Origin of the sequence: Exiguobacterium sp. JMULE1 (genome assembly GCF_013337175.1) — a bacterium.
GTDB lineage: Bacteria > Bacillota > Bacilli > Exiguobacteriales > Exiguobacteriaceae > Exiguobacterium_A > Exiguobacterium_A indicum.
Genome location: NZ_SGWC01000002.1, coordinates 1,583,816 through 1,597,467, shown reverse-complemented (window position 1 = coordinate 1,597,467; position 13,652 = coordinate 1,583,816). Strand labels below are relative to the sequence as shown.

General features: G+C 47.7%; 13 protein-coding genes. 10 read left to right on the top strand and 3 right to left on the bottom strand.

Translation table 11 applies throughout. The features are described from left to right. Nucleotides 1–4: 4 nt before the first annotated feature. Together EXW93_RS08700 and EXW93_RS08695 are read right to left on the bottom strand one after the other, a co-directional pair. Nucleotides 5–703, bottom strand: a complete 699-nt coding sequence (locus EXW93_RS08700) for a DUF3169 family protein (RefSeq protein ID WP_058713153.1) — start codon at nucleotides 701–703, stop codon at nucleotides 5–7. Beyond that, a complete protein-coding gene (locus EXW93_RS08695; protein ID WP_023468455.1) occupies nucleotides 700–906 on the bottom strand; it encodes a helix-turn-helix transcriptional regulator in 207 nt (68 codons plus the stop codon). Before EXW93_RS08695 ends, EXW93_RS08700 begins: the two co-directional genes overlap by 4 nt. Before the next feature lie 159 nt (nucleotides 907–1,065). Here EXW93_RS08695 and EXW93_RS08690 point away from each other — a divergent pair, with 159 nt between their 5' ends. The 10 genes from EXW93_RS08690 (at nucleotide 1,066) to EXW93_RS08645 (ending at nucleotide 10,322) form a co-directional block, all read left to right on the top strand. Further along, the gene (locus EXW93_RS08690; protein ID WP_058713152.1) at nucleotides 1,066–2,661 is read left to right on the top strand and encodes a M3 family metallopeptidase; all 1,596 of its coding nucleotides are present in this window, start codon (nucleotides 1,066–1,068) and stop codon (nucleotides 2,659–2,661) included. 58 nt (nucleotides 2,662–2,719) lie between these two features. After that, on the top strand, nucleotides 2,720–3,160 hold the full coding sequence (locus tag EXW93_RS08685; RefSeq protein ID WP_023468453.1) for an NUDIX domain-containing protein: 441 nt from the start codon (nucleotides 2,720–2,722) through the stop codon (nucleotides 3,158–3,160). A gap of 96 nt (nucleotides 3,161–3,256) precedes the next feature. Beyond that, nucleotides 3,257–3,958: an ABC transporter ATP-binding protein gene (locus tag EXW93_RS08680; protein ID WP_058713151.1), complete on the top strand. Its 702-nt coding sequence runs from the start codon at nucleotides 3,257–3,259 to the stop codon at nucleotides 3,956–3,958. Continuing rightward, nucleotides 3,955–4,725: an ABC transporter permease gene (locus EXW93_RS08675; protein ID WP_058264934.1), complete on the top strand. Its 771-nt coding sequence runs from the start codon at nucleotides 3,955–3,957 to the stop codon at nucleotides 4,723–4,725. The genes EXW93_RS08680 and EXW93_RS08675 overlap by 4 nt, the downstream gene beginning before the upstream one ends. A gap of 10 nt (nucleotides 4,726–4,735) precedes the next feature. Beyond that, nucleotides 4,736–5,158 carry a cytidine deaminase gene (locus EXW93_RS08670; protein ID WP_058713150.1) on the top strand — a complete coding sequence of 141 codons (423 nt, stop codon included), beginning with the start codon at nucleotides 4,736–4,738 and terminating at the stop codon, nucleotides 5,156–5,158. A gap of 95 nt (nucleotides 5,159–5,253) precedes the next feature. After that, a complete protein-coding gene (locus tag EXW93_RS08665; RefSeq protein WP_082487087.1) occupies nucleotides 5,254–6,003 on the top strand; it encodes an ABC transporter ATP-binding protein in 750 nt (249 codons plus the stop codon). Then, nucleotides 6,000–8,444 carry an ABC transporter permease gene (locus tag EXW93_RS08660; protein WP_058713149.1) on the top strand — a complete coding sequence of 815 codons (2,445 nt, stop codon included), beginning with the start codon at nucleotides 6,000–6,002 and terminating at the stop codon, nucleotides 8,442–8,444. Before EXW93_RS08665 ends, EXW93_RS08660 begins: the two co-directional genes overlap by 4 nt. Before the next feature lie 29 nt (nucleotides 8,445–8,473). Beyond that, the gene (locus EXW93_RS08655; protein WP_023468447.1) at nucleotides 8,474–8,791 is read left to right on the top strand and encodes a hypothetical protein; all 318 of its coding nucleotides are present in this window, start codon (nucleotides 8,474–8,476) and stop codon (nucleotides 8,789–8,791) included. Nucleotides 8,792–8,822: 31 nt separating this feature from the next. Next, on the top strand, nucleotides 8,823–9,293 hold the full coding sequence (locus EXW93_RS08650) for a hypothetical protein (protein ID WP_058713148.1): 471 nt from the start codon (nucleotides 8,823–8,825) through the stop codon (nucleotides 9,291–9,293). A 105-nt stretch (nucleotides 9,294–9,398) separates the two neighbouring features. After that, nucleotides 9,399–10,322 carry a DMT family transporter gene (locus EXW93_RS08645; RefSeq protein WP_035397139.1) on the top strand — a complete coding sequence of 308 codons (924 nt, stop codon included), beginning with the start codon at nucleotides 9,399–9,401 and terminating at the stop codon, nucleotides 10,320–10,322. Nucleotides 10,323–10,375: 53 nt separating this feature from the next. Here EXW93_RS08645 and EXW93_RS08640 read toward each other — a convergent pair whose 3' ends face one another. After that, the gene (locus EXW93_RS08640; protein ID WP_058713147.1) at nucleotides 10,376–13,609 is read right to left on the bottom strand and encodes an FtsX-like permease family protein; all 3,234 of its coding nucleotides are present in this window, start codon (nucleotides 13,607–13,609) and stop codon (nucleotides 10,376–10,378) included. Nucleotides 13,610–13,652 lie beyond the last annotated feature (43 nt).

Sequence of the window (13,652 nt, the reverse complement as noted above, 5' to 3'; positions counted from 1 at the left end):
CTTTTTAGCGATTGCGTACATGGAGAAAATATTTTGCGTTGCTCCAGATCAAGGCGATAATCAATAAGCTGATTGCAAAGATCTGAGATTGACCGGTCTCATACGAATACACGACCAATACGACGATAATCCCCATCAATAGGAGTTGCAAAGAAGACTGTGAACGGATGAGTCCCTCTAACATGACGTGACGTTCTCCGTCATCTGAGGCAGCGAACAGCTTTTTGATATAGTTTGTTTCCGAATACTTCGGGAAATCGCGGTTTGGATAGATGTGATGCATGAGATTAAGATAAAAAACAGAGGCAAGACTACTGAAGACAAAAAAGAGTCCACTCAGTAATAAATGAAGTCCGAACTGGTTTTCAATGAGGCTAAATGATGCGAGCCCGATGCTGAGAAGAGTAGAAACCTGAACCATCATCATGCCATCTGCATAGTAGCGATTCGCTTGATCGTCAATCGCATCCTCTTCGTCGGAAGAAACGGATCGTCGAATCAATTGACGAATTTGTAAATAGCGTACGATGTAACTGAGAGTCAAAATCGTCAAGATAACGAAAAGACCAGTGAATATGTAATCAAGATAGAGCGATCGTTCAAACTGTGACAAATGGGTATTTTTGAGGACAAACATGACGAAATAACTGCTAATGAAACCGAGTAAAGCTGCGATGATGACCTTGATTGCTTCCTTTTTCATGTTAATTCCTCCTCATCGAAATAAAAGATGTCTTCTAACGGTGTATCAAACACACGAGAAATTTTGACAGCGATCAATAGCGACGGCATGAATTCTTCTCGCTCGATTAAGCTGATCGTCTGGCGCGAAATGTTTGCACGTCGTGCCAGTTCAGACTGATTCCACCCGTGACGAGCACGTAATTCTTTTAACCTGGATTTCATATGGGGATTCACCTCCTATATAATGTAACTTATCAGAGTCTTTTTGACAACGATAATAGTCAAAAAGGACAATGTAGTGGTCATTTATTCGTAAACCCATCATATGAATGGCATAAACTGTATACTGGAATAAGTTGAAAGGAGATGTGAAATCCGTCGATGAAATCTCAGTCACGTGTAAATAACGTTATTTATCATGATGAGAATGTTACGCACCAGATTGCTTCGATTCTAAAAATGGAAGAGACATTGCTCAAACAAAAAATTGCGTATCTCCAGGACGTCACAGACCCCGGTACCACTTCTGAATACGAACAAGGGCGTCAGCAGCTATCGGATAAGCTCGATACGTTGAGACGTTCCGTAAAAATGGATCTCGTCTCGCGTGATGACATCACACTTCGAACGAGAGCACGTTTTGAACAATCACTCAGAGCAACAAGTGTGACAGAAGAGGAAGCTTGTCTTATTCAAGACTATCTCCGAATTGAGGCGACGATGCTGACAAAATCGGGAGAGGCGGTTTCCGATCTGCATGCTTCTTTATTTAACGCGGATGAATCCACTCGAAAACAAGCGCTCTTATCGATTGAGGAAGCATTCCGCATGAAAGAATCCGTCATTCAACCGTTGTTTTCACGACTCGTTGAGTTACGACAAGCGCGTGCCACTGCATGTGGTAAGATCGGATTCGAGGAACTAGCTTTTGCAGAACTCGGACGCGTTGATTATGCGAGTCAAGATGTCGATCATTACGCCACCATCATTCAATCCGACTTTCTACCGGTCAAACGGCAATTTCAGCGCGAACAACAAACGTTTCTCGGCAAACATGCGCTCCATCCGTGGGACGTCCGGCAATCGGCCTATACACAGATTGATCATCACGTGACCGATTCCGATACTTCATTCTTAGATCAGACTCAAGCCATCCTCAAGAGCGTTCACCCCTATTTTGCTGAAGTATTAAAAGACATGCGACAGATAAATCATCTCGATATCGATGCCCGGTCAAACAAAGCGGGCGGAGGGTTTTGTGAGTATTTACCGGTCGAACAACAATCGTTCTTATTCATGAATCGCATCCATACCTTCGATGATCTCGTCATCTTTATGCATGAGATCGGCCATGCCGTCCATCATGATGCGATGAAAGAAACGTACGACGGACTACAACCGATTCCGCTCGAAGTAGGGGAGTTCGCTGCCATGTCGCTCGAGTTGTTGACGATGAACGAATGGCATCAGGTGATTTCGGATAAAAAAGACGTTGCCCGGGCGAAACTGGAACAGATTCGTTCCATTGTCGAGTTCTTACCCGAGACGATCATCGTCGATCGTTTTCAATCATGGCTCTATGCTCACCCGGGTCATGATCCAAAAGAACGACATGCCTATTATGCCGATCTCCGAGAATCATACGATACGGACGTCATTGATTGGTCGGAAACACCCGATTGGAAAGGTCACGCATGGATGAGTGTCATCCATCTCTTTGAGACACCTTTTTATTACATCGAGTACGCGATTGCTCAAATCGCCGCTCTCCAGGTTTATCACCGTTTCACGAAAGACCCTGACCAAACGCTGAAAGATTTCATCGCAGCTTTAGCGCTTAGTCAAACCCATTCGATCCAAGCCGTCTATGCGAGAGCGGGCGTATCCTTCTTACCAAGTGATGCGGAAATGAAAGAGTTGATGGCGTTCCTACAGGGTCAAATTGAAATTTGGACAAATGAGCTAGAAAAGACATAATAAAAACAACACGCTTTGATCAGAAATAGCAGATGTACAAAACGATAGGAGGACGAACATGAATATCCGTAAAAACATCGTCTATGCGACATTATTTAATGAAACCGGTGATCAATTATTGATGGTCGAGAATCGTGGCGATCATGGTGACTACTATACATTGCCCGGTGGAACGGTCGAGCGCGACGAAACGCTACATACGGCAATCACGCGTGAAGTTCTGGAAGAGACAGGATTTACAATCATACCAAGTGACATCGTCCATCTGGCAGAAGCATTCTTCCCGCAAGCGGGGGAACATTGTCTCTTTTTCTTCTTCGCGGGAGAAATCACTTCCGGTCAATTAAAGACGAATGTTCCAGAAGAAATTTCCGGACTCGTCTGGATGGATCGTGAAGAAGCGTTCAAACACCTCAATTTACCGGAAGCATCAAAAGAATCGCTCTTTGCTGGTCGAACGGTACCGTATGATTTTGCCGGAGAGATCATCCACTCGTAAGGAAGTGTCGCTTGACGTACTAACGTGACGGATTTTCGGGTACAACACTACAGGAGCATTACCCGAAACTTGTAGAAAGTCAGGTGAACACACGGTATGTCGATTCTTACGTTTCACGAAGTCAGCTATCAACACATCTTACACGAAATAACAGGTGAGTTCCGCGAAGGCGTCATTACGACGCTCGTCGGACCGAGTGGTGCCGGGAAATCGACGACATTGAAACACATCAATGGACTGATTTCTCCCGATCGCGGCGAAATTCGTTTTCGAGGCGAACCACTTGAGCAGATGAATCTGCTCGATGTCCGCAAAAGGATCGGAATGGCGTTCCAAAGTGCGCCGATGATTCCAGGTACCGTCTACGATAATATCAATTTACCGAAATCGATCTTCGGTGAATCGTTACCGCGCGAAGAGGCGGAACGCTTGCTACAACAAGTTGACCTATCCGTCGAACTTGAGCGACCGGTCAAAGATTTGTCGGGTGGTGAACGAAGCCGACTCGGAATCGCGCGGACACTTGTCAATCGACCGGACGTCCTGTTGCTTGACGAAATTACGGCAAGTCTCGATTACCGGATGGTACAGGAGATTGAGAAGCTGATTCTTGATTTACAGCAGAAGTTACAGACGACGATCATTTGGATTACGCATGACTTAGAGCAAGCCAAGCGGGTCAGCGACGAAGTCTGGTTTTTAAAGGAAGGACGATTGATCGAGTCTGGTGCATTCAAGGAACTCGTTTCAAGTGGTCAAGCAGAGACGCAAGCGTTCTTGAAGGGGGAATCGGTATGAGTTATCTCCAACTGGCGACTTCGCTCATCTTCATTTTGATCCCCCTCGTCTTAGCGCGGACGTTACGGCTTGGTCTAGAGAAGGACATCCTCATCGCAACCGTTCGATCGATCGTCCAACTCTTGATCATCGGTTATATTTTGACGTTCGTCTTTGAAAGCGGCAGTCCAATTTTCATGTTACTGATGATTCTGTTGATGATCGGTGCAGCGACACTGAACGTCATCCGTAAAGGGGACGGGATTCCCGGGATCCAGTGGATCATCTTGTTCACACTGATTGCGGTCGAAGCATTGACAATGGGCATTTTGCTCGGGTTACGAATCATTCCGTTCGAAGCCCAGCAAGTCATTCCGATCAGCGGGATGGTCATTGGGAACTGTATGATTTTGTCCTTATTGTTTCTTAATAAGTTCAAGGACGAGGTCGAACGAAGCGACGAGGTCATCGAACTGATTCTTTCGCTTGGTGGAGATGCGAAGACAGCGATTGATACGAGCTTAAAAGGCGCGATCCGGACAAGTATGATTCCAACGATTGAAGCGCAAAAAACGATGGGCCTCGTCCAACTGCCAGGGATGATGAGTGGGTTGATCATCGGTGGCGCGGATCCGATGGAAGCCGTCCTCTATCAACTATTGATTCTATTCCTGATCTTGACGACGGCGGCGATGGCATCGGTCCTCGTTGGTTTTCTATCCTACCGTCGACTGTTCAATGAAAAAGCACAATTCATCGGTTTGACCTATAAGAAAAAAGACATGTAAGGAGCACATTATGCAGACTTATCCGATTACAGAAGCTGACCTGCAACTGGTCGAACTAGCAACTGAAACGATTCAAAGCCGTTACGCTGACGATAAACATCACGTCGCAGCTGCGTTGCGGACAAAAGATGGCGCGACGAAAACGGGTGTTCATGTCGAAGCCTATATCGGACGGGTGACGGTGTGCGCGGAAGCCATCACGATCGGTTCCGCCATCACGGATGGATTGACGGATTTTGAGACGATCGTCGCCGTCCGACATCCCTATTCGGATGAGGCGGACCGAACGATTCGTGTCGTTAGTCCGTGCGGCATGTGTCGCGAATTGATTTCCGACTATGCACCGGACGCATTTGTCCTCTTGACGATCGACGATCAGTTGACGAAAGTCCGGATTGAAGATTTGATACCATTAAAATATGTCCGACAATAACCAGTAACTCCTTGTCGTTTAGATGAGGATTTTTTGCATTTACTTCTAAATCATCCTTATTATGGTTATGATAAAGACGGAATAACTAAGGAGGGATATGCGTGTCAGCTTTATTAGAAGTCGAACGGTTATCAAAAACCTACATACGTGGAACGGAGACAATCCATGCATTAAAACAAGTCAGCTTTACGTTAGAGGAAGGAGGATTCATCGCCATCATGGGAACGAGTGGCTCCGGGAAAAGTACACTGTTGAATATCCTGGGAGCGCTTGACGCACCAACCGGCGGAACGTTGACCTTAAAGGAAAAACGGCAACGCGACATCTTCACTGAGCCTGCTGCGACGTTATACCGTCAGCAACACATCGGGTTCATCTTTCAATCGTTTCACCTGCTCGATGACTTGACGGTTCAGGAGAACATCGCTTTACCGTTGATGCTGAAGGGGATGGATGATAAAACGATCAATCAAGAAGTAGACACTTGGCTCAAACGAGTCGGACTGACGAAGTGGAACAATCATCGACCGCAAGAGCTGTCGGGAGGACAACAACAACGTGTCGCCATCGCACGTGCCTTGATCAGTCGACCACCGATCATCTTAGCGGATGAGCCGACGGGGAACCTCGATTTCAAGACATCTGCTGAAATCATGCAGTTGCTTCAAGAACTCAATCGCGAACAACAAACGAGTATCCTGCTCGTGACCCATGATGCGACCGTAGCTGCTCATGCGAAGCGGGTGCTGTATTTCCATGACGGACAGATTGTTGCCGATCAGCTGTCGACCGGAGACGTGGCGCCGATCTTAGAGACATACGAGCAGTTCGTGGGGGCTGTATGAAACGACAACATCTCTTCCGTCTTTCCCACCGACTGTACCGTAAAAGTCCGATGATTTTAGTGACCTCAATCGGAAGCGTCATGATTTCGATTGGTCTTGTCTTAACGATGGTCATTTTTTTACTACATAATCAAGCCGCTATCGAGACAGATCGTGTACAAAGATATGGTCAAGTCGATCTGACGGTCAAATATACACCTGAAGACGAGCGGACGGATCAGTCCGTGTTTGAGCAACTTAAAAAGGATCACGATGTCTTGGGCGCAGAGTCGATCATACAGACGACAGCGCGCGTAGCTGGTCAAACGATGGCCGACGTGGAGACGATAGGAGTTCATTCGGATGCCCTGACGAAAAGTCGGTATCATTTCACGAACGATTTGAAACAGGGAGAAGCGATCGTGTCAGCTCGACTCGCGACGTCGCTTGATCGTAGTGTCGGGCAAACGCTTCGCGTCGGAGAAGCGACGTATCGAATCCGTGAGATTTTACCAAGTGCGACAACATCTGAAGCTATGCACGATCAAGTCTTTCTTTCGTATGCTGATCTGAAGAAGTATCATCCGATCGAAACGAAAGCCGTCTTGCTCAATCTAAAAAAAGAGGCGGATCTCGTCCACTATGCCGATACACTCGTCAAAGCGAATCCGAAGCTCCGGATTGAACTTTCGGAAGGGCAAACGCTCTCACCGGCGCTGAACGGTTACATCGGAATCTTGTCAGTACTGATCCTTGTCGTGTCCGCCTTCATCTTGATGGCGAATTTCGACTTGTATTTACGTAAACATGCTGTCCAATTTGCCATCATGCGGACGCTTGGGGCGACGACACGGCAACTGTTTCAGCTGTTCTTCGTTCAATCTGGATTGATTGTCTTAGCGGGCACGGTGCTTACGATTCTAGGCAGTATTTGCTTCCCGTTACTCGGTCAACTCGTATGGCCGACAGAGGGTAAAATGATCGTCTCCCTCATGATCGAACAGGGAGCGTTCTTGGTGCTCGTAACGTTCGGTAGTGCCTTGTTGATTTTGCTGTTGCTCGCGAGTACGGCTTATCGAAAACGGGATGTGTTACCACTCCACGTCTTGCGAGAAAATCTGAAAACGGCGTCACGACCGACCCGGCGAAAACGTCTCGTCCTGTTCAGTAGTGGATTGACCGTCAGTTTGGTGTTGTTCGCTGAAGTGATTGCCAGTACGGAGGGGGCACGGGCAATCGCCTGGCTCGGTGCAACCGTCGCCTTTTTACTGACGATGTATCTTGCGACGCCACTCCTCTTGAAGGGAGTGCTGCATCGAGCGGAACCGATCGTTCGTCGGTTAGCGGGACCGACAAGTTTCGTCGCCCTCCGGGGCGTGTTACCGCAACTTCGGAAAAATGCCTGGTTGATGCTGATTGTTCAAGTCTTGATGATCATCGTCGTCATCGGCTCGACGTTCCTTGAGACGGTGCAACAAAACGAACGGAAGTACATCATCAGCCAATATCCGACGGAGGTCGTCTTAAAGAGTCGTTTAGATGAAGGATCGCAAGGAGACCCGCTACAATTGATTCGACAAATTGAAACGGACCTACCTGGCGCAAAAGCGACCTTCCTGTCGTCTCGAAATTCACTCGAATATCAATCGTCTCAAGAAGATGTCTCGATCGAATACGAAGTAACGGACTATCGTCGTCTTGACGTCTTAGAGGGAGAGCAGACGAGTGACACAGAAGGAATCATCGTCTCACGGACCTTCGCTAAAAAACATAGTCTCGAAAAAGGTGATACGTTGCCGCTCGGGCGATGGGACGGGGAACAAGAACGAAGCGTTTCGGTCGGTCAATTCCGAATCGTTGGAATCGAAAAGAAGATAGCACCAGACGTCCTCGTGGATTGGCGGAACGAGCAACTGCGGCAACCGAACGATCACATCTTGAATGTCTTTATCGACGTTCCATCCGAGTTAAAAAAGACTCAAGTGACCACAACATTATTAGAGATCACAGAAAGTTATCCGACATTGCAAGTGAATCGACTATCTGACGCGCTTCGCGATGCGGAGCAACAAACGACGGAACGCTGGTTCGTCTTCTTGATTGCGCTTGTCGTCATGAGTGGATCCGTCTGGTTCGGACTTGCGAACGCCTTACTCAGTTTCGTGAGTGGAAAACGAGGCGAGTATGCCTTGCTACGAACGATTGCGTTGACACGGAACAAGCTCCGGCAGCTGACACTCATTCAAATGCTCTTATTCGTTGGGAGTGGCATCACCTTTGGGCTGATTAGTGGTCTTGGTGCGACGTTCTTCGTGACACGGATCGATGATAGGGGGGCATTTTACTTTAACGTACCGACGATTGCCGGAACCATTGCCGGTTTGATAGTGCTTGTCCTAAGCATTGCTTGGTTCGTCACCCGACGAAAGCAGGAAAACCTCGTTCTCGAATTGAAACAGTAAGTAAGGGCACGAGAACCGGGGGGATCGAAATGCGAAAAACGATCGGGGCGATTCTATTACTCATAGTAATTAGCGGTGTCGGCTGGTGGATGATCGCAGATGAACGGGATGCGACCTATGAACAGATTGTTGAAGTGCAAGTCGTAAGACACGTGACGAAGCAGTTCGGACGTGATGATATCGCATCAGTCAAACCTTACTTCGTAGCGTCCGAATCATCGAAATCACGACGTCATCAGATTGCCGTTCAGCTGAAGTCGGCACCGACGGGAGAATACCGGATGTATCGTGTACTTCAAAATAAAGTCGAGTACATCGGTCGATCACGGACGGTTCGATCAGATTAAAAAGATACGTCACATCAGTTGGGGGATTTAGATGAAAACGAAAGCCGAGCGCATCGCGTTCATTCAAGAAGAAAAGCGTCAACTCGTCAAACCACGTTTATACAGCTCGTTGCTGTACGGCGTCAGTATCTTATTAGTCGTCGCCAATCGGGACGTGTACTGGCCATTGTTCTTTTTACTTGTAGCACTAGTGTGGATTGCGCGGATTCACTCGCAAGAAGTCGAACGTGATATGGCATTAACGGTAGAACCACAGATGAAAAAAATCATTCAATGGCAGTATGTGACCGATTTTTTGTTCGTCATCTTAATGGGATTATTCTTCCCGCTGATCATCGTATTCGACTTGCCATTCTTCCTCAGTTTTACTGTCTATGTCGTTCTTGCGATTGTTTTGCTCGTATCCGATATGTTGCTTGAACGAAACGGAAAACGTCTCGATGCTGAGCATCCAACGAAGAAGGAACTGCGGATGTATCCGAAGTCGTGGAAAAAGATCTAATCCGTGGAGCCGGTCGATGCACCGGCTCCTTTTTGAGCATTCCGGTCGCTTCAGCGTGTTCGACTGCCGTATGATGAAGGGGCACATGAAGAAGGAGGTCCTCGTATGCTTGCTATCATCATTGGATTTATCATCGGTCTGCTCGTACCAGTTCAAACGAGTGTTAATACACGGCTGCGGGGCGTTGTCGGTTCGCCGTTCCTCGCTTCGCTGATTTCCTTTTCGATCGGCTCACTCTTCTTACTGATTCTGGTGTTGGTCGTCGATGGGAATCTCACAGGTCTTATGGCTACTGCCGATGAACCGTTCTGGATTTGGGGTGGGGGACTGCTTGGCGTCATCTATTTGACTGGGAACATCCTGCTGTTTCCGCGACTCGGAGGCGTACAAACGGTCATCATGCCCATTTTCGGTCAGGTCATCATGGGACTGTTGATCGATCATTTCGGATTGTTTGAGTCAACGGTCACCTCACTCTCACTGACACGAGTCATCGGCGCAGTGCTTGTGTTACTCGGTGTCGTTGGAACGGTCGCGCTTGGTGACTATTTCGCACGACGTCGCAAGCAACAGATGACATCATCAGAAAACTCATTGTTTATCTGGCGTCTGCTCGGAATTCTAACCGGTATGATGAGTGCTGCCCAGACAGCGATCAATGGTCATCTCGGTAGTGTTCTCGGGTCAGCCGTCAAAGGTGCCTTGATTTCATTCGTCATCGGTACGATCACCTTGTTATTACTGAATCTGATCCTCCGAACGAAATGGCACATCGATCGTTCGCAACCCTTACCTGCTTGGATTTGGATCGGGGGATTGATCGGTGCGTTGTTCGTTGCCGGTAATGCCTTCATCGTTCCGCTCGTTGGTACAGGACTCGCTGTCGTCATCGTCACGATCGGTCTTCTGACCGGCAGCCTATTGATTGACCGTTTCGGCTGGTTCGGTGCAAAGAAACAACCGGTCACAGGTGTGCAGATCGTCAGTCTGCTTGTCATGCTTAGCGGTATTGTGTTGATACGCATTTAAAAACAGCTCGTTCGAACGTATGGTGGCATACGTTGAGAACGAGCTGTCTTCGGTCATTTCTTTAAATCAATTTTAACGGAAATCGTCTTTGCGAAAATATCCCCTGAGACGAACATGACGAATTCTGTCTCATCTGCAGGTACTTGATAGACAAGGTTCACATGTGACCGACCCGGTGCAACATACTTCATACCCTGTTTCCATGTTTTTTCGTTTTTGTTTTCATAATCAATCGGTTCATAGACACCACTGACTCCCGTCACTTGGAAACGATTCGGGAAATAGTAACTTTCTTCCCCAGCATCTCGATAGTAGAGATCTTGATAAAACGTCGGAACCGTGATGTACTGATACCCCTCTTTCTCTTTTAGTTTCAGGGAAGCAGGCGGTTGCTTCAACAATTTTCCGATCCAGAAACTTGTATCTTTAACAGCCGGATCTCCTGGGAACGTCTTAATCGTTCCTTTTGCCATCGTCTCTTCGATGACACCGGATGATTCTTTTTTCGTCGTCTCGAGCTGTCGCTTTGCACCCGTAAGACCATCGGAAATTTTGCTTCCCGTCGTGATGACTTTTGGAGCTTTCGCAACAGACGTCTGTTTGGCAGGTTGTTCATTCGTTGCAAACAGGAAGAGGGAAAGGACACCGACGAATAACACGGCTCCGATAGATGAGAGAGCAAGTTTAAAGCGTCGTTCGGTTTCTTTTGAGTTAGCATTGACGCTGCTGATTGCAGCATTCGGAACGATACGGACAGCGCGCTGTGCTGGTAAAATTGCACCGATGATCCCTGTCAACAGTGGAATTAGAATCGTTGCAGACAAGAAACCGAGTTCCGTCGTCGGGAATTGGCGGTATACTTGCCAAATCATCACTAGCGCAAAGAGAAGTCCGACGATTCCAGCTAGTAACCCTGTCAGCAAACCTTCTAATAAGACGAGGCGTCGAATCAACCCGTCTTGCCACCCTGTCGCTTTTAAGACAGCGAGTTGACTGCGACGTTCATTGACGTTTTGCCAAAGAATTTCCGTCGTCGTCAAGATGGCGATCAATAGGGCAACACCCATCGCGACATAATGCATCGTGCCGACTTCTAAGGCGACATATTCACCAAGCCACGTCGCATAGAGCACCCCTTTTAAGCGGAATGTCACGAAGAGGAAGAAGATGAACAGACTCGTCGGCAAGGCGATGGCGATAATCGAAAGGATTGTTCGTTGCCAGTACGTAAAGAGTTGGTTCATGCTCATACCAAGAATCGATTGTGACCGAACGAATCGTCGCGAACGTGAGACTTCACCGGATCGCATGCTCTCATATGGTTTGATTCTACGAATCAATGCCATCGGAACGAGCGTCCCACCCCAGTAAATGAGTAGACCAGCAAGACCGATTAACAGAATTCGTCCTAAAGCGATCGGATGATCAGTCGTTAACCAAAACGTACCGAGAATCGACCAAGCGATTAACGCTACGAGAGATCCGAGTAGCGTCGCTTCAAGGAACAGCAACTTCGAGAGTTGACGCGGACGCCAGCCGAGAGACAATAGAATCGCGAATTCCTTTTTGCGTGCATAGAGTAGAATGATATTTGAACTAAAGACATAGACGAGCGCAACCGCGATGACGCTAGCGATGACGCCAGACATACCGACCTTCGCCTCTTGGAAAATCGTCATTGAAGAACCGAGTTTGATCCACGGTTGTTGGACCCAACCGAGGGCCGATTGTTTTTCAAGTCCTGGTAAGTACGTCAAAGCGAGCTGCGGAGAGGAACCAAGTGTGATGTCCGTGATCAGACCAGTCTTCGCCTCAATTTCGTTCGCGACGTCTTGGAGCTTTTGCTCACTCGCTGCATTCATCTGATCGACGCCTTTGACATTGACGCGAATGACAGAGATTGCTTTTTCGCCGCGAATCTTGAAGGCGGCATCAAGCGTCGTCAACATCGAAGGGGGTTTCGTCAGGAAGTCATACGGATCATTCGTCGGTTTGACATCCTTGACGGGGTTAACCGGACGATCATTCTTATCCATGACCCATTGCGCCTTTGCAGGGAAATACGTTTCCATCGGTAGTTCCGTCAAGGGATCCTTCGATATATTCAATTTCTTCGGATTGAAGACTCCGATGTAGTTTAAGCGAACTCTTGGCCAATCATCACTCGTCTTCCCAAACATGCGTGCTTCCCGGTACATCGTCCGTTTCGCAAGTAACGAATCCGGATCGACTTTCTTCGGTTCAACTTGGTAACTGAACGGCCAGCGCGACGCAAAGGGGCTAGAGATAGACTGATAACTAATCGGTGACGGCTTTAGGATCAGCCATTCGGAATTTCCTGACGGCAGCTCAGGAAACGAGTCCGTCATGATTTGTTTTAGCAGTGTTTTTTGAACGTCCTGCGTTGTGACTGAATACGTCTTTGCAGGATCGTCAGTCGTCTGTAGCGTATTTAGAAACTTTGCACCACCACGCTTCGTAACATCTTGAATCGTCTCTTGTATCGAGTCATTAATAAGCGGGAGGTCTATTTTCTCATACGTATACGTCCGTGACGCATCGACATATTCCCGTTCGCTCATCAAAATAGGCATCTCAACCGTTCCGAGTTCAGGATCGACGACGTTTGCTTTGTCTTGTTTGTCAAAGTAGCGACTATGTTTTCCGCTGATCGTCGCGTTATCTAGTCCGATCAAGCGGGCTTCTGCTTCGGGATCAATTCCGGCAACCATCGTCGCACTTCCGAATTCTAATAACGGATCTTCACCCAGAACAGCAGGTGAGACGCCGGAACGTGTTGCATTTTCATCTGGTGTCCATCCGGCAGCGAGATAATTAACGGTAGAGTACTTTTCGACGTTCAAGCCGGTATTCTGTTTATCAGTGATCGTCAGTTTATAGACACCGTAATCATCAAACCGATGCGTACCAACAGGTGCATTTGTAGAGTGGTTTCCAATCATCGCAATCGGAGCTGCGACTTCGACGTCCGAGATATCTTGGATCGTCTTATATTGCTTCATCGTGATTCCACCATCTAGACTACTCATATAGTTCGGTTCGAGTAGTTTGAGGTCTTCCGTCACGCTTCGGCTATTTGGGGGACGCACGACGATATCGTAGGAAGACTTCCAACGTTTTTGCAGTTCGTCGACGACTGTTCCGTTATTTGCTTGTGTCGTCCCGATCAAATAACTCAAACCGGTACTGACGACGAGAACGCCGACGAGTAATAAAATGAATCGTTCCTTGTTGCGCCACCACGAATTCCAGATGAAACGTAGCATGATACCATACATCCTTTCTCATCGTATTCTTATGTAAAAAACG